The following is a 20,978-nucleotide window of genomic DNA, read 5'->3' as shown; positions in this document are numbered from 1 at the left end:
AGCTGGAGGAATAATGCTGACTGGTCTGAACCATCTGACCCTGACAACAGGGGATCTCGACAAGAGCCTTGCCTTCTATGTCGAAATCCTGGGTTTCAAACCGCGTGTCCGCTGGACAAGGGGAGCCTATTTAACATTGGGCGAACTGTGGCTCTGCCTTTCCTGCGACCACCCGCACCCGGCAAGGGACTACACCCATGTTGCCTTCAGCATCGCCTCTGAACACTTTTCGGCGTTTTGTACCCGCCTGCGCCAGGCGGGCATAGATGAATGGAAAACCAATCGCAGCGAAGGTGAATCCTTCTACTTGAAAGACCCTGACGGCCATCAACTTGAAATCCACGTTGGCAACCTTGAGAGCCGACTTTCCTCTCTCAGGGAGAGCCCCTATGAGGGATTGGTCTGGTACGACTGAACAGGATTCAGCTGTTTTCAGTACGCAGATGGTAATGGCGATTGCTGCCCTGCCCCAGTACCCCTTGTGACAAGAGGTGATGGAATACCCTATCCACCTCCTCCAGTGACAATGACAGCGCCTGGGCCACCGAGCGCTTGCTGCACTTGAGCTCACCGCTTTCCAGGGCACCACGTACCCGCTCCACCACGGCCGGAGCCGGCTCGGGCTGAACCACCACCTCGGGCTGAACAGGCGCCGGCACTTGCACAGCCTGCTGGGCCTCCCGGCGCTCCTGAGCCTGCTGGCGCAGCCACTGGCGGCGGAAGCGGTTTTCCTCGCCAATCAGGCTGACAAAGAAAGCACCGAATACATCCAGCAGGATGGAGAGGAAGCAGACCAGCAGAAACTGCACCTGGCTGATGCTCATCCCCATGCCATCTGCCAGGCTGCTCATCAGGCCCAGCATGGAGGACTGCTCATTGACTGGCTTGGCATCGCGCTGCTGGCGCAATTCGTCCTGTTGCAGACGCAGGCGAGTGTTGTCACGCTGCAGGGCGGTCACGCCGCTGGAGATGCGTGCCAGCTCGATATATTTGCGGGCCGCCTCCTCGTTGAGCTTGATCTGCCGCTCTATGCTGGCGATCTGCTCGTCAAAACGGGCAATAACCCGTTCATGGTGAGCCTGCTGGTTGAGGATGGTGTTGGTGGCGCTGTTGATGCCGCCGATACTGCCACCGATGGAGATGGCAGCCAATACGCTGTAGAACAGCAGCGACCAGAGGGCACCGCCGAGATCCCGGCGCGCCTTGCGCTCACCATACTCATACCAGACATAGAACTTGCCCAGTTCGAAGATGATCGCCAGGCCGCCAAACAGCCACTTCATCAGCGGGTTGTCATCAATGGAGAGAAACAGCAGCAGGGAGAAGACGATGGAAGCCAGAATGGCCAGCCCGGTAAAACTGTATACCGTGGTCAGTGCGAACCATCCCTTGGGGTAGCGTTGGGCGGAAGAAGGCTGTGTTGTCATGATGAAGAGGTGGTGCTGTGGAGAAAAGGTGGCTGCCGATTATAGTCAGCGGACTCGCCGAGAGAAGGGCAATCATGCGAATTGCACGAGATCAGTGATCAGCTGCCCAGAGTGCGACCAAAACGGACAAATCGACAGCAAAAAGTCGGTACACTTTCTTGCCACACTGAATAGTATGATGAGATTGGGTGCGGTTCCGCCCGGGTTCAGCCCGGCTGGAATAGACTGACCCGCAATGACAATTAACCGAGGCCATCATGAACAGAACGACTACCTTGTTACTGTCCCTTTTTCTCGTTACCGGTGCAGCACAGGCCGTATCACAGTACGAGGACGGGGGTGGTTCAGCGTTCTCCGTCGATGAGCTAACCTTCAATCTGGACTGGGATGACCAGCAATTTGGCTGGTCACAAGCCGATTGCCTCGATCTGGGGGTGGGCGATACAGCCCCTTCCGAATGCCGGAGAGTCAGAATCGATCTCGATGATGAAGAGCACCGCAATCATCCACCCAGCACCAACCAGATGCCAACCACCCCGGGCAACGGCCAGTAACAACGGAGAATTCTCGTTATGACTCATAAAACCATGTTTAACAAAGGTGCCCTGCTGCTCTCCCTGCTGCTGGCTAATGGGGTCGCCTTTGCCGCCCCTCCCCACTCCAAGGACGGCGATGGCATCCGGATTTCCACCGACAATGTGAAGCTGAACGTCGACTGGGATGACAAGGAGTACGACTGGTGGCAGAACAACTGCCTGGATCTCGGCATCGGCGACAGCCGCATCAAGCTCAACTGCGACAAGATGGATGGCAAGTACCGGGATCACTACAACCGCAGCATTCACAGCGGCAACAACCCGGGTCAGGGGCACGACAAGTTCAAAGACAAAGGCAACAAGAAGCACTGACCTGTGTATCGCATCTATGAAACAGGGGCTCAAGGCCCCTGTTTTCATGTTGCCTACCAGTAGTTTTCCGCACTGATGTTGCCTGGCGCGCGCCGCAGGTTCTTGGCAAGCCCCAATCCCAGCAGGGTCTGTTGGGTCTCCTTCACCATCGCGGGATTCCCGCAGATCAGCACCTGACTGAACTCGGGTGAAAAATCGAGACCAACCCGTGCTTGCAGCTGACCATCACTAATGGCGGCAGGGATCCGCCCGGCCATCGCCCCCGGCCACTCTTCCCGGCTGACGAAAGGCACATAACGAAAACGCGCCCCGTAACGCTCGCCAAAACTGGCGATAAGCGGCTGATAGCTCAGCTCTTCCCCTTTCCTCACCCCGTGCACCAGCACCAGACTCTCGAAACGGGAGAATGCCTCCCCATCCGCCAGCATGGAGAGAAAGGGTCCGATGGCGGTTCCGGTGGAGAGCAACCAGAGATCGCGGCCAGCAGGCACTTCATCCAGAGTCAGGAAACCGGTGGCCTGAGACTGCACTAGCAAATTATCGTCTACCTGCAAGGAGCCCAGAGAGGGGGTCAGCTCCCCGCTCGGGATCTCGACAAAATAGAATTCATGATAAGGCGAGGAAGGGGGGTTGACGAAGGAGTAGGCTCGCTGGATGCGCCTCTCGCCCTGCTCGATGGCCAGCTTGGTGAATTGCCCTGCCTTGTAGGGGGCAAGCTCTGCCACCACGCGCAGGGAGAACAGGGTGGGTGTCCATTCGATGCGTTCAATGACGCGGCCTTCAACCCAGGCTGCCATAAGGATCTCCTCTAGAGGAACAGATCTTCACTCTACCCCCGGGCCCCAAAATAAAAAACCCGCGCATTTGCGCGGGTTTTTCTGCAACAGCGAATCGCTATTACAGGGCAACAACCTGAAGCTGTACGGTTGCTTTAACATCAGCGTGCAGCTGAACAGCAACTTCGTACTCGCCAGTGTTGCGCAGAACGTTGCCCATGCGGACTTCGCTCTTGGCAACGGCTACGCCGGCAGCAGTGATGGCTTCAGCCACGTCACGGGTACCGATGGAACCGAACAGTTTACCTTCGTCACCAGCTTTGGAAGCGATAACAACGGCAGCCAGTTCACCCAGCTTGGCAGCGCGCTCTTCGGCAGCAGCTTTGTTGGCAGCCAGTTTGGCTTCCAGCTCAGCGCGACGAGCACCGAAGGCTTCGATGTTGGCCTTGGTGGCCATAACAGCTTTGCCTTGCGGGATCAGATAGTTACGGGCATAACCAGCTTTCACGGAAACTTGGTCACCCAGACCGCCCAGTTTGGCGATTTTGTCGAGCAGGATAACTTGCATTACCTTTCCTCTATAAATTTCGTTGAGTTAGGCGTAAGCGCCGGACCGATTCTTACTTGTTGTGCAGATCGGTGTACGGCAGCAGAGCCAGGTAACGAGCACGCTTGATGGCGCGTGCCAGCTGACGCTGATACTTGGCGCGGGTACCGGTGATACGGCTCGGTACGATCTTGCCAGATTCAGTGATGTAGTTTTTCAGAGTAACGATATCTTTGTAGTCGATCTCGGTAACGTTCTCGGCGGTGAAGCGGCAGAACTTACGACGACGGAAATAACGTGCCATGGCCTTTATCCTCTAGTCAGTGATCCAGAATTACTCTTCGGAAGCAGCTTCAGTAGCTTCTTCGCGGCGCTCGTCGTCACGACGGGAGAAGCGCTCTTCTTTGGCCTTGGCCATCGGAGAAACTTCGGTCACGGCGTGCTTGGTGCGCATGATCATGTTGCGGATAACGGCATCGTTGAAGCGGAAGCTGGTTTCCAGCTCATCGATAACGGCTTGCTCTGCTTCTACGTTCATCAGAACGTAGTGGGCTTTGTGCAGTTTGTCGATCGGGTAAGCCAGCTGACGACGGCCCCAATCTTCCAGGCGATGAATGGTACCACCGGAGGTGGTGATGGCGCCGGTGTAACGCTCGATCATGCCGGGTACTTGCTCGCTCTGGTCCGGATGAACCATGAAGACGATTTCGTAATGACGCATTTTAGCTCCTTACGGATTAATTCAGCCTCCGCCCAGGTGCAGCCAGACCTCGGAGGCAAGGAACATAAAGGTGTTTAGTCGCTGCTTTTCTAGGGCGGCATATTGTACGAAATCGCGCCCGTCACTGCAACTCACCGCCTCAAATGTTTTTCCCTATTGGTATGATACAAAACATCAATTGATAATGGTTATCATTTAGATTTATTCTTTCTCCATATCCTTATGGAGGGTGATGCCATGCAACCCGCACTGACCACGGCCATTCCGGCCCGCAAATTCAAGCTGACCCTGCTCGGGCCGGCCTTTATCGCTGCCATCGGTTACATAGATCCCGGCAACTTCGCCACCAATATCCAGGCGGGATCCACTTTCGGCTATCAACTGCTGTGGGTGGTGGTATGGGCCAATCTGATGGCCATGGTGGTGCAGACCCTGTCGGCCAAGCTCGGCATCGTCACCGGCAAGAATCTGGCGGAACACATTCGCGACAAGCTGCCCCAGCCGGCAGTCTGGGCTTACTGGGTGCAGGCTGAGATTATCGCCATGGCCACCGATCTGGCCGAATTCATCGGGGCTGCAGTCGGCTTCAAGCTGCTGCTCGGGATCACCCTGCTGGAAGGCGCCTGCATCACAGCCGTGCTCACCTGGGGGATCCTGATGCTGCAATCCCGCGGCCAGAAGCCGCTGGAATTCGTGGTCGGCGGTCTGCTGCTGTTCGTGGCGGCCGCTTACATTGTCGAGCTGGTGTTCTCTCGTCCCCATCTGCCGAGCCTGCTGGAAGGTGCGCTCTTCCCTGGGCTGCCCAACGGTGACGCCGTCTATCTGGCAGCCGGCGTACTGGGGGCGACCGTGATGCCCCACGTCATCTATCTGCACTCGGCGTTGACCCAGCACACCCAGGATCGGGGTTCGGTCACCCAGCGGCTGCACACCACCCGGGTCGATGTGGCCATTGCCATGACCATCGCCGGCTTCGTCAACCTGGCCATGATGGCCATGGCCGCGGCCGCCTTCCACAGCTCCGGCAACCAGCAGGTGGCCGAGCTGGAGTCCGCCTACCAGACCCTGACGCCACTATTGGGACAAGCTGCGGCGACCCTGTTTGGTCTGTCACTGGTGGCGTCCGGCATCTCCTCCACCGTGGTCGGTACCCTGGCAGGCCAGGTGGTGATGCAGGGCTTCGTGCGCTTTACCATCCCGCTCTGGCTGCGACGCGCCATCACCATGACCCCCGCCTTCGTGGTAATCGCCATGGGGCTCAACACCACCGAGATCCTGGTACTGAGCCAGGTGATCCTGAGCTTCGGTATCGCGCTGGCCCTGATCCCCCTGTTGATGCTGACCGGCGATCGGGCACTGATGGGCGAGCATCGCAACCACCCCGTCACCCAGGCGCTCGGGCGCCTCATTGTGGCTCTGGTGATTGGGCTCAATGCCTATCTGCTGGTCGCCATGATCTAGCGCTCACCATGGAAACACACAGGGGCTTATTAACTGCGGTTAATGAGCCCCTGCTCGCTTTGGCGTATGCTGCCACCTTCCCCCCTATTCATTTCACAACGGGAGCCTTTCCATGGAACATACCCGAACCAGCTTCATGCTGGACCATCTCTGTGAGCAGGCCAAAGTACTCTATTGCCAAAATGGCGAGACCAGCCTGTTGGTCACCGATCTCACTCCATTTCACCCCCAGAGCCATCTCTGGCCCGATCAACCGGGTGATGTGGGCACAGCCCATTGGGAGGGCGGCGAAGCGGCTGTGGGCCCGTGTCGCATGGGCGCCATCAGCCCGGAGGGTAAGTTGTTCGTGGATCAGGACATCCCGGTCAAACGGGGCACCGAGGGGTGGGCCTTCGTGGTAGTGCATCCGCTGGCGGGTTGCCACACCTTGGCTGCTGGTACCCTGGTCGAACTGCGGGTGGATGGCGATGCCCGCTATGCCCTGAGCCTGGGCCACAGCGGCTGTCATCTGGCGGCACTGGCCCTCAACCGGGCACTTATCCCGTACTGGAGAAAAGAGGTGAGTGAGCGGGACGCACTGGCTCAGCCCGATTTCGACCGCCTTGCCATCCAGACCTCGCGGGTTGAGCCTGCGGGTTCCCGCGAGCAATACCGCATCGGCAAGAGTTTGCGCAAGAAGGGAGTCAACGGTGAGGCTCTGCTGACCGACCTCGCCCATATTGAAACCAGTATCAACCAGCAGCTGGGCAAGTGGTTGGCCGTTGGTGGCAGAATCCGCCGCAGCCGGGCTGGCGAGGCGATCATCGATTCGCGCTACTGGCACTGCACACTGGATGGGCAAGAGGTCACCATCCCTTGCGGGGGAACCCATGTCGCCGATCTGGCCGAACTCGGGGAGGTTACCGTGCAGCTGGCACCTTCAGACGAGGGGTTCACCATGATCAGCCGGGTCTGTCCCCCATAAGGTGAGCCGATCCGGCTAGAAAGCGCTATTTCACGGGGGCAGATAAAAACAATGCCAGTCAGCTTGCTGACTGGCATTGGACAGAATTGGACTTTCGGACTTACTTGACAGCGTCTTTCAGAGCCTTGCCAGCCACAAATGAAGGCACGTTGGCAGCAGCAATCTGGATCTCTTTACCAGTTTGCGGGTTGCGACCGGTACGGCCAGCACGGTGGGTGACCTTGAAGGTGCCAAAACCAACCAGTTGCACAGCGTCACCTTCTTTCAGGCTCTGGGTAATACCATTGATGATCTCTTCCAGAGCCACTTTGGCCTGAGCCTTGCTCAGATCTGCTTTGGCGGCAATTGCATCGACAAGTTGAGCTTTGTTCATAACATTTCCTTTATGATCGGGCATTTAGCGCTGGGTCACTCTATGCAAAAAAAAACGCCCAGGCAAAGGCTTTATCGACCAGGAGGCGTTAAACGCTGGGGTTTTCATCAAGATCTGCGGAAATAGTCACATTACACACGCCAAAAAGCGCGGACAGGCCTGAAACCTGCTAGCTCTGCCAACAGGGGCCGTCTGATTCTTCACCAATGCACAATATCCGGGCAAGCCTATTGACGGTCGGACATATTTTCCATAGTTATAGGTGAGGTCACGGCTCAAACGGCTTGGGAGTCCCATCAATCGCCCGGCCTTGTCCCATGGAGGGATTATGTTGACGAAACTGGAACAGACCAAACAGGCGCTGGCAGGCAAACATAAGGCAATCGACGACTGGCTGGATGAAAGGCAAGCCTTGCTGGTCGAATACATGAGGCTGGCCGGCCTCACCCCGGCGCGCGCCAAGCAACGCTGCCTGCCCAAACCAGAAGAACTGCAGCACTTCTGTGACAAGTTGGTCGATTACGTCAGTGCAGGTCATTTCGAAATTTATCACCACGTTGTCACCGCCTTCGAACAGGCCAGTGGAGAGACCCTGGAGCTGGCCAAACGCATCTACCCCCACATCCGCACCAGCACCGAGTTCGCTCTCGAGTTCAACGATAAGTACAGTGAAGCCGACGAAGCGCAGTTGCTGCTGCTGGATGAAGACCTCAATCAGTTGGGTCCGGTGCTTGAGGAGCGCTTCAAGCAGGAGGATCGCCTGGTCAAGGCGCTGCATATAGTGGAATCCTTGAGTGCCCAGCAGGCTTGAGCCCATTTTTGGAGCAAGTTCAAGATACTGGCGGTCAAGGTCGATTACACTCAGAACAGTGACCCAGCGTCTACAGCAATTGCATACAGGAGATGAGCATGTCTGAGCGCCGCCGTTTTGCACGGATCCTCTATTTGACCACGGCTGAACTAACTCAAGGGGAAGAGAAGTGGCAGACTCAGCTGGTCGACGTCTCCTTGCAGGGTGCTCTGCTGATAAGGCCCGATGACTGGGAAGAGCATGACAACAAGGAATACCAGATAAGTTTTGTCCTGAGTGGCAGCGACATCGAGATAAAGATGCAGGTCGAATTGACCCATACTGCCAGCAAGAAGCTGGGCTTCTATTGTCATCACATCGATATCGACAGCGCCACCCACCTCAAGCGGATGATTGAACTCAACGTGGGTGATGAAGAACTGCTCCACCGGGAACTGGAGCAACTGCTAAGCGAGCACCTTGAGCACAACCAGCCTTGATGGCAGAGCCGTTCCGACAATAAAAAAAGAGCGCCAAAGCGCTCTTTTTTTATTGCGATTCAATATGGTTACAAGGCTTCCAGCGCATCGGCCAGCTTCTTCACCGGCACCACTTCCATCCCCTCGATGGGATGCTTGGGGGCATTGGCGTGGGGTACGATGGCGCGGCGAAAGCCATGTTTGGCTGCCTCCTGCAATCGCTCCTGGCCGGACGGTACCGGACGGATTTCGCCTGACAGCCCCACCTCCCCGAAAACTACCAGATCCTTGGGCAGCGCCTGATCGCGGAAACTGGAAACCATGGCCAGCAGCAGGGCCAGATCCGCACTGGTCTCTTCGACCTTGACGCCCCCCACTACGTTGATGAACACATCCTGATCCGCCATCTGCAAGCCACCGTGGCGATGCAGCACCGCCAGCAGCAGTGCGAGACGGTTGTGATCCATCCCAACCGCCACCCGGCGCGGGTTGGAGAGCTGGGAATAATCCACCAGCGCCTGCAGTTCCACCAGCAGGGGACGGGTTCCCTCCCAGATCACCATGACGATGGAACCAGGGGCCTGCTCTTCACCGCGGCTAAGGAAGATGGCGGAAGGGTTGCTGACTTCCCGCATCCCCTGCCCGGTCATGGCAAACACACCGAGCTCGTTGACCGCCCCGAAGCGATTCTTGTGGGAGCGCAGGGTGCGAAAACGGGAGTCGTGCCCCCCATCCAGCAACACGGAACAGTCGATACAATGTTCCAGCACCTTGGGGCCCGCCAGGGTGCCATCCTTGGTGACATGGCCCACCATGAAGATGGCCACGTGGTTTTGCTTGGCATAGCGGGTCAACAAGGCGGCCGCTTCCCGCACTTGGGAGACAGAACCCGGCGCCGACTGGACATCCGCCACATGCATCACCTGGATGGAGTCGATGACCATGATCTGGGGCTGTTCCTGCTGGGCGATCAGGCAGATTTGCTCGACGCTGGTTTCCGAGAGCATGCGCAGCTTGTCGGTGGGAAGCCCCAGGCGATTGGCACGCATGGCCACTTGCTGCAGAGACTCCTCCCCGGTGACATACAGGGTCTTCATGCGCTCCGCCAGGCCGCACATGGTCTGCAGCAGCAGGGTGGACTTGCCCGCCCCCGGATTGCCGCCTATCAAAATGGCCGAGCCCGGCACCACACCGCCACCGAGCACGCGATCCAGCTCCTTGAAACCTGAGGTAAAACGGGGAATTTCAGTGGTGGCTATCTCTGCCAATGTCTGAACCTGGCTGCCGATGGCGCCGGCATAACCGGTGTAACGGGCGCTCTTGCCAGCGGGCGTCATCGAGCCGAGGCGCACCTCGGTGATGGTATTCCACTCCTTGCACTCGCTGCATTGGCCTTGCCAGCGTGTGAAGTCGGCACCACATTCGGAACATACATAAGCAGTTTTATTTTTAGCCATTGATAACTCGGGGACAGGATGAATTCCTGCTTGATATACTTGTTTGCGACCCACAGATCAAACCCAGAATCGGAAAAATGGATTTCCGTGGCAGGAACACATGGATTCAGCGCATCAGCAACATCTGATTGAACAACTCATCCCCTTGCTGCGGGAGAAGGATTTCGAAGAGATCTTCAACCGCCTGACCCAGGAGGAAAACAGCAACAGCCGTTTTCTGATCAAAATGGAGCTCAAACGCAAATGCTCCCCCTGCCGCAGGGTCATCGACATGCGCGACGAGCTGGGGGACGAGTGTCAGGTGCACGAGTTTGAGGGGATCACCCACTTCATGCCCGCCGAGGCGGCAGGCTTGTTCCAGTCCCAGTGCTATCTCTATCGCGATATCTATACCCTGGGTGTCTATGAAGCCATGCAGCAGTGGCTGCGGCAGCACCATACCCGCTCAGACAGCCAGCTCACCCCTCCCGCGAGCCCTTTCCGGCAATATGATGTCAACACTATCTCCTTTGCCAGTTATTACGGCCGCCGTCAGGAGCGGATGCACTTCAGCTCCCCCCTGCTGATCAAGTTTCAGGATGGTGAAAAGCTGTTTGCCAAGAGTTCGGATCTGTCGCTGGGGGGAATGCGCGTCTCCGTCCCCTATCTGCCCAACTACCTGACCGGTGCCCAGGTGGAGGTCTTCTTCACCGGACTGGAACGGGACAATCCCAGCCCCGTCCTGCACCAGTCCGTCAGCTACCAGATCCTCGGCGAGGAGAGCAAGGAGGGGAAGTACTGGCTGCGTCTGGTGCGCACCGGTGAACACTCCGCCTTCGATACCTTCCTTGAGGAATTCATCGAAGCCAACAAGGCACGTTACCGGGTCAGTGTCGACTATCTGCTCTCCGCCGCCATCATCAAGGGGTATGAGCAGTTCTACCTGCCACGCATGACCGGCATGCCGCTGTTTTTCGGCAAGGGAGACAGCCCGTCTCTGGAAATCGCTCTGCGTACCGAGAACAACCAGCACCTGCTGGAGTACTGGCGAGACGAGAAAAACCGCGACACCCTGGCGAGTCTGTTCTTCGCCGAACGGATGAAACGGCTCTGTCCCCCGTCGGGCTCCACCAGCGAAACCCTGATCTACGCCTTCACCCATACGGTGCGCAGCCATATCTACTTCTTCTCGGCGAGCACCGAGGAGCTGCTGCAAAGCGGCCTGAAATCCCTGTTCTTCCAGGTGGGCTCACGGCGGCCCAGCTGGCGGGTCTACAAGTTCACCCTGGAGGCATGCGATCTGGTTGAGGCGGATATCGGTCAACTGCAGGGGCAGGACAACCCGCAACTACAGGACATATTGCTGACCGAGCGGCTCAAACAGATTGGCTACGTCGGCCTGCTGCAAGACATTACCCAGGAGTCCCAGCGCGACGAGTTCCGCCCGCAGGAGACACTCAACGAGAATGCCAACGAGCTGCACTGCTATGCTCACGACCAGAAAGCGGCCCCGTTCGAAATCGAAACCCTGCACTATGTCCAGCTTCGCAAAGAGCTGCGCTACATCCACAAGACGGCGGTTGCCATCCATCACAAGGGCAAATCCTGGCTGGGCTGGACCCGGGACATCTCGACCCACGGCCTGCAGATAGAGCTGGAAGAGGCCTTCGACGGCGAAAAGAATGATGTGGTGACCATAGCGCTGCCCCGTCTGCAGGAGCTCTCCAAGAGCATGGATCTGCAGCGTCTCTCCTACCGTCTGGTCAGCCTCAACACGACCCGCACAGTGCTGCATCTGTGTATCGAAGGCGATTCGGATCGCCACACCGGCCGCCAGTTCTTCAGCCTGCTGATAGAGAGCAACCAGAACAAGCTCAAGGCAGCGCAGGAGCAGCGGCGTTACCGTGGGCTGGCTCGTGCGCTTCGCAACATCTATACCCATCACCTGTTCAACTCACCGGTCTATATCAACAAGCTGAAAGGCGCCCCCAAACCGGCATCAATCGGCAAATCGCTGCAACCGCGTAGCCTTCACCAACTGCTTGAGGCTTGTGCTGAATTGCCGGACCAGGACAACCTCTATCCTCTGTTTCAGGGGGGGCTGCTCAAGGAGTTGCTGATGAACCCGCTGCGGGCCATAGAGCGGGAAGACAAACCGAAGGAAGATGAGGTCTACATCGCCTGCGAGCAGACCAATACCGGCCTCCCGGTGTTTGACAGCCGGCTGGCCAGCAGTTTTACCAACGCGCAGGAGAAGCGCGCCTTCATCGAGCTGGCGTTAAAGAGAGGGGAGTTCTATTCGGTACTGGTCGGTATCTCCCGTACCGGACGCCCCGATACCAACTTCATCGCCAACGAGCTGGACTACATCGCCAAGTTCGCCATCCACAAGGCGCGCAAGCTGGAAGAGGAGTTGTGGAGCGTGGTCGGCGTTGGCGAGCTGACCGATACCACCCGGGCCACGCTGTTCCGCCTTGGCATTGCGCCCCCCAGCCACTAAACGCTCATACAGGCGAGCCAGTTAACTTCAGACATCGCTCAGGCAAATCGGCAAGCAACCAATGGCGGGCACAAGCCCTCCATTGTTTCATTCCCGGCCTTCATCAAGCCGCCTGCGGGTCCTGCAACCACGCCAGGATCTGGGGGAAGTGATCCTCCTGAGCCTGTGGTGCCGTCAGCATGTTGATATGGTCATAGTCGAGGCGATTGCCATTGTCCCGCCCCAGCCGGGTGTGGCGCGCCGCCAACCCCATCTCGTCACTGAAGCGGCGCACATCTGTGGGATGTCCCAGCACCTTGTCGGCCTTGGCCGAAATCATCCAGAGCGGTGGCCAGTTCACCCGGGCCGCCGCCTCGTCATAGGCAAAGCCATCGTGGGGATCCAGCCAGGGGCCGCATTTGACCCAGGGAATGGTCTCCTGCAGGTAGCGCAGCGGCTCGTCATCGGCTCCTATCTTCAGATTGCGCGCCGCAAGAAACCCGCGACGCCTGGCCAACCAGGGGGCCAGCCGGTTCCAGATCAGATCCACTTTCAACCAGCGCTCCGGATTTTGTACCGAGACGCCCCGCTTGGTGCCGAAAAACAGCAGACTGGCCACCTGCCGGGCCAATTCGGGAAAACGGACCAGGGTCGAAGCCATGATGACGCCGCCCCAGGAGTGAGCGACCCAGTGCACCTTGAAGCCTGAATGGCGCTCGGCCACCCAGCGGTGCAACGCGGGCAAATCCTCGGTGATCAGTTCATGCTGGCCATGGCCGGCCTGCTCGGCGATGGCTGGCGTACTCAGGCCACGGCCCCGCAGATCGGCCACATAGACCTGATAGCCGTGACGGGCCAGGAAACAGGCCAGTCCCTTGCCCGATTCGGTGTAGAAGATCCGGCCATTCTCGATGGCGCCGTGCACCATCAGGATCGGCTCGCCATGCACGGCGATGCCCGGCTGGATATGGCGAACATGCAGTTGATGTTCGCCACAGGGAATAAACAGAGATTGTTGCATCAGCTCCATGTGACTGTTACGTCCTCCATGACGTAGGGAGCGGTGTACCACCGCCCTGACATAAGGGATATCAGCGACTCCAGCGACGATCGCGACAGGCCAGCGCGCCCAGCAGACAGATCACCCCTTCCAGATCGTGATGATTGAGGGTCGCGGCAGCCTCGACCCGCACCAACGGCTTGGCGTGAATGGCAATACCCAGCCCGGCAACCCCCATCATCTTGAGATCGTTGGCGCCATCGCCGATGGCCACTGTTTGGGATGCGGGCACACCAAACTCCTGCGCCAGCTGCTGCAACACCTCCGCCTTGACGCCGGCATCCACAATACGACCGCTGACCTGGCCGGTCAGCCGTTCCCCTTCCACAGCCAGCTCGTTGGCGAAGATGGCATCCAGCTCCAACGCCCGTTGCAGCTCGCCGGCAAAACGGGTGAAGCCGCCCGAGGCGATCGCCACCTTCCACCCAGCCCTCTTCAGGGTATCCACCATCAGTTGCAGCCCCGGCATCCAGGGCATGTCGGCGGCCACCTCGTCGAGAATGGCGACGGGAGCACCTGCCAGCAGGGCGACCCGGTTGCGCAGGCTGTCGGCAAACTCCAGCTTGCCCTGCATGGCGGCTGCCGTCACGGCGGCTACCTGTTCCCCGACACCGGCCAGCCGGGCTATCTCGTCAATGCATTCGATGCGAATGGCGGTAGAGTCCATGTCCATCACCAGCAAGCCGGGTTCGCTCAGGGTCGGCAATGCTGGCAGATGACAGAGATCGATGTCCCACTCTTCCTGTTTGAGCTGCATCACCAGTTCCTGGCTGAAACGTGCCGTGCCAAGCAGCATGAGCGGCACACCCGCCACTTCGGTCGGCGGATAGAGGCTGGCCTCCATCCCATGAGCCGCCAGCAAGGTTGCTACCCTGGCCAGATGAGCGGGGCCTAGTCCCTTACCAAACAGCACCAGCCAGGCGGCCGACAAGGGCACGCTCGCAGGCTGCAAGGTCTCGCCTTCCAGCTGCCAGCAGGAAGAGTGAGACAACAGCGCAGGCCAATCGGACAACAATGGGGGGAGCTGGGACAACAACATAGGGGGTACGCCTTCCTTGGTGATCTGGGGGTTAATAGTGCCGGCCCAGAGTAGCGTATTGCTTTTTGTACAGGCAAGCGCCAAGATCCCGCCACTCCTAGTCATCATGAGGCCTCGGCTTGCAGCGTCATCTTCCCATCAAACGTGTTCTCAGTCTGGGCGCCGGTATTTTGCTCGGATGCTGGGTGCTGGGCGTGCTCATCCATATGCAGGGCGAAAGCCAGGCTGCCCTGCACAGCGAAGCACGCAACCGTGCCCAGGCATTGGTGGCCTATGCGGCTCGCGACATGAAACGCTGGCTCAAGGAAGATAAAACCGGCGAGCTGGAGCGGCTGGCCCGGGATCTGGCCGCCGAACCCGAGATCCTCGATGTCACTCTGTACGATGCCCGCGGCATTCCCCTCGCCCAGTCGGAACAGGCCATGCCACTGGAGAGCCTGCTGCCCATCGGCAGTGACAACAAGTCGGTGCCGGAACAGGGCAAGGGACGCACCCAATACGTGCAGGAGATCCTGGATGGTGATCAAACCCTCGGATACCTGCGCATCACCCTGGAAGAGCAGCAGTTACTGGCGGACAAGGACATCCGGCTCAAGGTAACGCAGGAGAAACAGCGGCTGATGCTGTTGGTGGCCCTGCTGGCAGGCCTGCTCCTCTCCTACGGGGTGCGTCGCAACTATATGCGGGTTCGCAAGCACAAGAAGAAGAGCAAACCGGTCGATCCACCGCAAGGTGAGTAGACCCTATTGGTAACCTTGTATATAACCATGGCAATACCAACAGCAGGAGCGCTGCATGATTGCCCCCCCTCTGCCACTGGATGAGAAGAGTCGACTGGAGCGACTGCGCATCCTTGGCCTGCTCGACCGGGAACCCATCGATCAACTGGATCGCTTGACCCGCCTCATCACTCGACACTTCTCGCTGCCGATTGCCATGGTCTCCCTGACCGATGTGGATCGGCAGTGGTTCCTCTCCAAAAGCGGAGTGGAGATGTGCGAGATCAGCCGGGAACACTCCTTCTGCGGCCACGCTATCCTGCGTCCCGACATCATGCAGGTGCCCGATGCCAGGCGTGACCCGCGCTTCGCCGACAATCCGCTGGTGACAGAAGCGCCCCATGTGGTCTTCTATGCCGGCCGTCCGCTGCGGGCCCTCGACGGCGTGGTGCTCGGCACCCTCTGCCTGGTCGATCAGCACCCCCGCCAACTCGACCAGGCCCAATGTCAGGATCTGGACGACTTCGGGCGCCTGGTGGAGAACACCCTGCACGATCTGGAAAGGCGCCATCAGGTACGCAGCCTCAACCAGGTGCTGGAGGACAAGGAGCACCTGTTCACCCTCACCTTCAACCAGTCCTCGGTGGGCATGGCCCTCTCGTCGGTCGAGGGACGCTGGCTGCGGGCCAACTCGGGGCTGGAGCGACTGCTCGGTTACAGCGAACAGGAGATGCTGACACGAACCTGGCACGCTATGACCCACCCCGAGGATCTGCCGCGCGAGCTGGCCCTGTTCACCGCCCTGCTCGCGGGGCAGCGGCAGGACTACCGGCTGGAAAAGCGGATGATCCGCGCCGATGGCTCCCTGTGCTGGGTGCAGCTCAGCGTCGCCCTGTGCGAGAGCCGTACCGTGGCCCCCCATATGATCGCCGTGTTCGCCGATCTCAGCGAACGCAAGCAGGCCGAAGCCGAACTGCTCACCCTGCAGCAAGGGCTGGAGCAGCAGGTGCGCGAACGCACTCACGAACTGTCGGAAACAGTGGTGCAGTTGCATCGGGAAATGAACGAACGCAGCGCCGTGCAGCAAAGCCTGTGGCGAGAGCAGCGACGCCTGCAGCATATGCTGGAGCACACCAGCAATGCCTTTCTCGAGCTCGACGAGGCACTCACCATCACCGGCTGGAACCCTGCCTCCACCACCCTGCTTGGCTGGCAAGCCGAAGAGATGCTGGGTCAGCCCCTGGCTCGCCTGCTTGAAGAGAATCATCCCCTGTTCACCCAGCTGCCGATTTCCGGCGATCAGCCGCGGCGTCTGGAGTGTGACATCCATACCCGTGACGGGCGGCGTCTCCCGGTCGAGGTTATTGCCGAGCGTTACCGCTTCGATGACAAGGTTCGCCTGGCCCTTTTTCTGCACGACATCACGGCCCGTCGCCGGGTGCAGGCCGAAATCGAGCGTGGCCGGGCCCGGCTGCGCGCCATCACCGACGGCCTGCCTGTCACCATCAGCATGGTGGCACCGAACGGTCGCTATCTGTTCGCCAATCAGGCTTACTGTCGCTACTTCGGGCTGGCTTCCGATCTGCTGTTTGGCACGAGCCTGCGAGACAGCATGGGTGAAACCAGCTATCAGCGCGCCCAAGCCTATCTCGAGCGCGCACAGGCCGGCGAGCAACTCAGCTTCGAGTCCCGCTTTACACTACCCATCGGAGAGCGAGATCTGCGCATCACCATGATCCCGAGTCGCAGCGATGAACAGGGCGTCTATATCCTCGGCACCGACATCACCGAGTACAAGGCATTGCAGGCTCAGCTTGAGCACGAGGCGGCCCACGATCCCCTCACCGGGCTGCCGAACCGGCGTGCCTTCACCCTGCGCCTGGCCCGCGAACTGGAGCGAGTACATTACAGTGCGGAGTCGCTCGGTCTGCTGTTTCTCGACCTGGACGGTTTCAAGCAGATCAATGATCGGCTGGGCCATCACGTCGGCGATGCCTTGCTGCAACGCTTCGCCAGCGTGCTGACATCGGAAGTCCGCCCCGGCGACATGGTGGCTCGTCTTGCCGGCGATGAGTTCACCGTCGTACTGCCCGCCCTGCACCATCCCGAACAGGAGCTGCCCGCCCTGTGCGATCGCTTGCTGGCCGCCATGGCCGTGCCCGCCGATGTCGCGGGCCATCAGCTTTCCCTTGCCGGCAGCATAGGCGGGGCACTCTGCCGCTCGGGTCGGCACTCCCGGATCGATGATCTGCTGAATCGAGCCGATGCCGCCATGTACCGGGCCAAACAGGCCGGCAAGGGACGCTTCGTACTCGACCTCTAACCCCTGCTTCAGAAATGCAAAAAGGCGGCCCGAAGGCCGCCTTTTTCATACGCGAGGGAATTACTTGTCGCCCAGCAGGACGGAATCCAGCGCGATTTCGATCATGTCGTTGAAGGTCAGCTGACGCTCTTCGGAAGTGGTCTGCTCACCGGTACGGATATGGTCGGAGACGGTGCAGATGGTCAGTGCCTTGGCACCATACTCTGCTGCTACGCCGTAGATACCGGCAGCTTCCATCTCGACACCCAGGATGCCGTATTTTTCCATGACGTCGAACATGGAGGGGTCCGGGGTGTAGAACAGGTCGGCGGAGAAGATGTTGCCTACGCGCACGGCCACGCCCTTGTTCTTGGCGGCCTGTACGGCATTGGCCACCAAGTCGAAGTCGGCGATGGCGGCGAAGTCGTGATCCTTGAAGCGCAGACGGTTCACCTTGGAATCGGTGCAGGCACCCATACCGATCACTACGTCACGCAGTTTCACATCTTCACGCACGGCGCCACAGGAGCCCACGCGGATCAGGGTTTTCACACCGTAGTCGGTGATCAGCTCTTTTGCGTAGATGGAGCAGGACGGGATACCCATGCCGTGACCCATGACGGAGATACGACGGCCCTTGTAGGTACCGGTGAACCCGAACATGTTGCGCACGTCGCAGATCTGCTCGACGTTCTCCAGGAAAGTCTCGGCGATGTACTTGGCACGCAGGGGGTCGCCCGGCATCAGTACGGTATCTGCAAACGCACCATCTTTCGCATTGATATGAGGAGTTGCCATTCTCTTGATTCCTTCACACTGGGTTGAGTTTTATTGTCTTTATTGGTTTGCCCGCCGCCGAGGCGGCGGGCGGGTAACTTACAGGAAGCTGGTACCGTATGCCAGCTTGGGCAGACCATGGTAGGCCGCGATGCTCTGGCCGATGTCGGCGAAAGTGTCGCGACGGCCGACGCTGCCAGCCTTGACCGGCTTGCCGTAGCACAGCACCGGAATGTATTCACGGGTGTGGTCGGTGCCGCTCCAGGTCGGATCGCAACCGTGGTCAGCGGTCAGCACCACCACGTCACCATCCTGCATCAGCTCGAACAGCTCCGGCAGACGGGAGTCGAAATACTCCAGTGCATCGGCGTAGCCCTTCACGTCACGGCGGTGACCATAGGAGGAGTCGAAGTCGACGAAGTTGGTGAAGACGATGGTGTTGTCACCTGCGGCCTTCACCTCTTCCAGGGTACGATCCCACAGCTCGGTCAGGCCGGTACCCTTCACTTGCTTGGTGATGCCCTGCTGGGCATAGATGTCGGCGATCTTGCCGATGGAAACCACCTGGCCACCCGCTTCTTTCATGTAGTCCAGTACGGTCGGCGCCGGCGGCAGTACCGAGTAGTCGTGACGGTTGCCAGTACGCTTGAAGTCACCCTTGCCACTGCCCACGAACGGACGGGCGATGACACGGCCGATATTGTAGGGCTCCAGCAGCTCGCGCACGATGTGGCACAGCTCATAGAGCTTCTCGAGGCCGTAGGTCTCTTCGTGGCAGGCAATCTGGAACACCGAGTCGGCAGAGGTGTAGAGGATCGGCTTGCCGGTGCGCATGTGCTCTTCGCCCAAGTCGTCCAGCACTTGGGTGCCGGAGGCGTGGCAGTTGCCCAGATACCCGGGCAGACCGGCCTTCTCGACAATGGCGTCCAGCAGCTCCTGCGGGAAGCTGTTCTGGTGATCCTTGAAGTAGCCCCACTCGAACAGCACGGGCACACCGGCGATCTCCCAGTGACCGGACGGGGTGTCCTTGCCGGAGGAGAGCTCCTGGGCGAAACCGTAGGCACCGACCACCTCGATCTCCTTGTTCAGACCCGCCGGGAAGGTGCCGGAAGCGAGTTCACCCGCGTGGCCCAGACCCAGCTTGTTGAGGTTCGGAAGGTTGAGCGGGCCACGGCCCTCGATCTCGCCGGAGGCACAGGCTTTGGCGATATGGCCAAGGGTGTTGGCGCCCACATCTCCGAACTTGTCGGCATCGGCGGCAGCGCCAATACCGAAAGAGTCCATCATCAGAATAAAGGTACGTTTCATGGGACTTCCCCTTGTTACAAATCAGCCAGACCGATGCGACGGTAGACCTCGGGCAGCGCCTCTGGTCGGGTGTCACCGATCTTGACGGCTGCCTGCACCATGCCGGCAGCCTGAGCGAATTGCTCTTCAGTTTGAGCGTGGATCAGGGCGAGCGGCTTGTCTGCATCGACGCTCTGACCCAGGCGAATAAAGTCGGTCAGACCGACCGCGTAATCGAGTTTGTCGCCGGCTGCGCGGCGACCGCCGCCCATGGCTACTACAGCCAGGCCCAGTTCACGGGTGTCCATGGCGGTGACGAAACCGGCGTTGGCCGCGTAAACCGGGCGCACGATGGCAGCCTTGGGCAGGTAAGCGTCATAACGTTCCATGAAGTCGGACGGGCCACCCAGACCGGTCACCATGCGGCCGAAGATCTCGGCCGCCTTGCCGTTGTCCAGCACTGCCTGCAGCTTGGCGCGGGCATCGACATCATTGCTGGCAAGCCCGGCGGAGATCAACATCTCGGTACACAGGGCCATGGTCACTTCATGGATCCGCGGGTTGCGGTATTCACCGGTCAGGTAGCGCACAGCTTCGCGCACTTCCACCGCGTTGCCGGCGCTGGAGGCCAACACCTGGTTCATGTCGGTCAGGAGCGCAGAAGTGCGGCAACCGGCCCCATTGGCCACGGCGACGATGCTCTTCGCCAGCTCTTCGGATGCCTCAAAGGTCGGCATGAAGGCGCCGGAGCCCACCTTGACGTCCATCACCAGCGCTTCCAGCCCTGAGGCCAGCTTCTTGGAGAGGATGGAGCCGGTGATCATGGCGATGGATTCGACGGTGGCTGTGATGTCGCGTACCGCATAGATACGCTTGTCGGCAGGGGCCAGATCGCCGGTCTGGCCGATGATGGCCACCCCCGCCTCTTTCACCACCTTCAGGAAACGGTCGTTGTCGACCGAGGTCTGGTAGCCCGGGATGGCATCCAGCTTGTCCAGGGTACCGCCGGTGTGGCCCAGACCACGGCCAGAGATCATAGGTACGAAACCGCCGCAGGCCGCGACCATGGGGCCAAGCATCAGGGAGACGACATCACCCACACCACCGGTGGAGTGCTTGTCGACGATGGGGCCGCCCAAGTTCAGATGATCCCAGGTCAGCACCATGCCAGAGTCGCGCATGGCGCAGGTCAGGGCAACCCGCTCATCCATGGTCATATCCTGGAAATAGACTGCCATCGCCAGTGCCGCGATCTGGCCCTCGCCGATGGTATTGTTGGTAATGCCCTGAACGAAGAATTGAATCTCTTGGGTACTGAGCGCTTCGCCGTTGCGCTTCTTGCGAATAATTTCTTGAGGCAAAAACATCTTTCATTCCCTCCGCCATGACTGGCGTTACAAAAGCCGGACGCCCTGCCACAGGCCATGTGGCCG

Annotated in this window: 22 protein-coding genes; 10 read left to right on the top strand and 12 right to left on the bottom strand. The window is 59.4% G+C overall.

From position 1 onward, the window contains the following. Window positions 1-13 precede the first annotated feature (13 nt). On the top strand, window positions 14-415 hold the full coding sequence (fos, locus tag ACB028_RS10510; protein ID WP_354688443.1) for a fosfomycin resistance glutathione transferase: 402 nt from the start codon (window positions 14-16) through the stop codon (window positions 413-415). 7 nt (window positions 416-422) lie between these two features. Here fos and ACB028_RS10505 read toward each other — a convergent pair whose 3' ends face one another. Continuing rightward, a complete protein-coding gene (locus ACB028_RS10505; protein ID WP_371144227.1) occupies window positions 423-1,427 on the bottom strand; it encodes a Preprotein translocase subunit SecY in 1,005 nt (334 codons plus the stop codon). A 257-nt stretch (window positions 1,428-1,684) separates the two neighbouring features. Here ACB028_RS10505 and ACB028_RS10500 point away from each other — a divergent pair, with 257 nt between their 5' ends. Then, the gene (locus ACB028_RS10500) at window positions 1,685-1,981 is read left to right on the top strand and encodes a hypothetical protein (RefSeq protein WP_224210400.1); all 297 of its coding nucleotides are present in this window, start codon (window positions 1,685-1,687) and stop codon (window positions 1,979-1,981) included. A gap of 33 nt (window positions 1,982-2,014) precedes the next feature. Next, a complete protein-coding gene (locus tag ACB028_RS10495; RefSeq protein ID WP_082037480.1) occupies window positions 2,015-2,335 on the top strand; it encodes a hypothetical protein in 321 nt (106 codons plus the stop codon). A gap of 53 nt (window positions 2,336-2,388) precedes the next feature. Here ACB028_RS10495 and ACB028_RS10490 read toward each other — a convergent pair whose 3' ends face one another. The 4 genes from ACB028_RS10490 to rpsF form a co-directional block, all read right to left on the bottom strand. Next, window positions 2,389-3,132: a ferredoxin--NADP reductase gene (locus ACB028_RS10490; RefSeq protein WP_371144226.1), complete on the bottom strand. Its 744-nt coding sequence runs from the start codon at window positions 3,130-3,132 to the stop codon at window positions 2,389-2,391. 100 nt (window positions 3,133-3,232) lie between these two features. Further along, entirely contained in the window at window positions 3,233-3,679 is a 447-nt protein-coding gene (gene rplI / locus ACB028_RS10485) for a 50S ribosomal protein L9 (protein ID WP_026456575.1), read from the bottom strand. 52 nt (window positions 3,680-3,731) lie between these two features. After that, complete coding sequence (rpsR, locus tag ACB028_RS10480) at window positions 3,732-3,962, bottom strand: 30S ribosomal protein S18 (RefSeq protein WP_005308890.1); 231 nt, start codon at window positions 3,960-3,962, stop codon at window positions 3,732-3,734. A gap of 30 nt (window positions 3,963-3,992) precedes the next feature. Then, window positions 3,993-4,379, bottom strand: a complete 387-nt coding sequence (gene rpsF, locus ACB028_RS10475) for a 30S ribosomal protein S6 (protein ID WP_026456576.1) — start codon at window positions 4,377-4,379, stop codon at window positions 3,993-3,995. Window positions 4,380-4,616: 237 nt separating this feature from the next. On the opposite strand from rpsF, the gene ACB028_RS10470 reads away from it, so the two are divergent. Further along, entirely contained in the window at window positions 4,617-5,840 is a 1,224-nt protein-coding gene (locus ACB028_RS10470) for an Nramp family divalent metal transporter (protein ID WP_371144225.1), read from the top strand. Between the two features lie 112 nt (window positions 5,841-5,952). Then, entirely contained in the window at window positions 5,953-6,804 is an 852-nt protein-coding gene (locus ACB028_RS10465) for a hypothetical protein (protein ID WP_201941678.1), read from the top strand. 100 nt (window positions 6,805-6,904) lie between these two features. Here ACB028_RS10465 and hupA read toward each other — a convergent pair whose 3' ends face one another. After that, window positions 6,905-7,177: a nucleoid-associated protein HU-alpha gene (gene hupA / locus ACB028_RS10460; protein WP_005340484.1), complete on the bottom strand. Its 273-nt coding sequence runs from the start codon at window positions 7,175-7,177 to the stop codon at window positions 6,905-6,907. A 328-nt stretch (window positions 7,178-7,505) separates the two neighbouring features. Between hupA and ACB028_RS10455 the strand changes: the two genes are divergently transcribed. Beyond that, complete coding sequence (locus tag ACB028_RS10455) at window positions 7,506-7,988, top strand: Rsd/AlgQ family anti-sigma factor (RefSeq protein ID WP_042025829.1); 483 nt, start codon at window positions 7,506-7,508, stop codon at window positions 7,986-7,988. Window positions 7,989-8,086: 98 nt separating this feature from the next. Further along, the gene (locus ACB028_RS10450) at window positions 8,087-8,467 is read left to right on the top strand and encodes a PilZ domain-containing protein (RefSeq protein ID WP_026458689.1); all 381 of its coding nucleotides are present in this window, start codon (window positions 8,087-8,089) and stop codon (window positions 8,465-8,467) included. 68 nt (window positions 8,468-8,535) lie between these two features. Here ACB028_RS10450 and radA read toward each other — a convergent pair whose 3' ends face one another. After that, complete coding sequence (gene radA, locus ACB028_RS10445) at window positions 8,536-9,903, bottom strand: DNA repair protein RadA (RefSeq protein WP_042025830.1); 1,368 nt, start codon at window positions 9,901-9,903, stop codon at window positions 8,536-8,538. 100 nt (window positions 9,904-10,003) lie between these two features. Between radA and ACB028_RS10440 the strand changes: the two genes are divergently transcribed. Next, the gene (locus ACB028_RS10440; RefSeq protein ID WP_371144224.1) at window positions 10,004-12,382 is read left to right on the top strand and encodes a PilZ domain-containing protein; all 2,379 of its coding nucleotides are present in this window, start codon (window positions 10,004-10,006) and stop codon (window positions 12,380-12,382) included. A gap of 103 nt (window positions 12,383-12,485) precedes the next feature. On the opposite strand, the gene ACB028_RS10435 is transcribed toward ACB028_RS10440, so the two are convergent. Next, complete coding sequence (locus tag ACB028_RS10435; protein WP_201979547.1) at window positions 12,486-13,391, bottom strand: alpha/beta fold hydrolase; 906 nt, start codon at window positions 13,389-13,391, stop codon at window positions 12,486-12,488. A 61-nt stretch (window positions 13,392-13,452) separates the two neighbouring features. After that, window positions 13,453-14,460, bottom strand: coding sequence for a phosphoserine phosphatase SerB (gene serB / locus ACB028_RS10430; RefSeq protein WP_371144223.1), 1,008 nt, complete (start codon window positions 14,458-14,460; stop codon window positions 13,453-13,455). 119 nt (window positions 14,461-14,579) lie between these two features. On the opposite strand from serB, the gene ACB028_RS10425 reads away from it, so the two are divergent. Then, window positions 14,580-15,200: an AhpA/YtjB family protein gene (locus tag ACB028_RS10425; protein ID WP_042071098.1), complete on the top strand. Its 621-nt coding sequence runs from the start codon at window positions 14,580-14,582 to the stop codon at window positions 15,198-15,200. A 55-nt stretch (window positions 15,201-15,255) separates the two neighbouring features. Next, window positions 15,256-17,502 carry a PAS domain S-box protein gene (locus tag ACB028_RS10420; RefSeq protein ID WP_371144222.1) on the top strand — a complete coding sequence of 749 codons (2,247 nt, stop codon included), beginning with the start codon at window positions 15,256-15,258 and terminating at the stop codon, window positions 17,500-17,502. Window positions 17,503-17,562: 60 nt separating this feature from the next. On the opposite strand, the gene deoD is transcribed toward ACB028_RS10420, so the two are convergent. The 3 genes from deoD to deoA form a co-directional block, all read right to left on the bottom strand. Continuing rightward, entirely contained in the window at window positions 17,563-18,279 is a 717-nt protein-coding gene (deoD, locus tag ACB028_RS10415) for a purine-nucleoside phosphorylase (RefSeq protein ID WP_005340471.1), read from the bottom strand. 78 nt (window positions 18,280-18,357) lie between these two features. Then, window positions 18,358-19,566 carry a phosphopentomutase gene (locus ACB028_RS10410; RefSeq protein WP_371144221.1) on the bottom strand — a complete coding sequence of 403 codons (1,209 nt, stop codon included), beginning with the start codon at window positions 19,564-19,566 and terminating at the stop codon, window positions 18,358-18,360. 14 nt (window positions 19,567-19,580) lie between these two features. Beyond that, window positions 19,581-20,912 carry a thymidine phosphorylase gene (gene deoA, locus ACB028_RS10405; RefSeq protein ID WP_026458151.1) on the bottom strand — a complete coding sequence of 444 codons (1,332 nt, stop codon included), beginning with the start codon at window positions 20,910-20,912 and terminating at the stop codon, window positions 19,581-19,583. Between the last annotated feature and the right edge of the window lie 66 nt (window positions 20,913-20,978).

Origin of the sequence: Aeromonas sp. S9(2024) (assembly GCF_041403185.1) — a bacterium.
GTDB classification, from domain to species: Bacteria; Pseudomonadota; Gammaproteobacteria; order Enterobacterales; family Aeromonadaceae; genus Aeromonas; species Aeromonas enteropelogenes.
The sequence above is the reverse complement of the archived record's forward strand: the minus strand, read 5'-3'. Positions and strand labels throughout refer to the sequence as shown.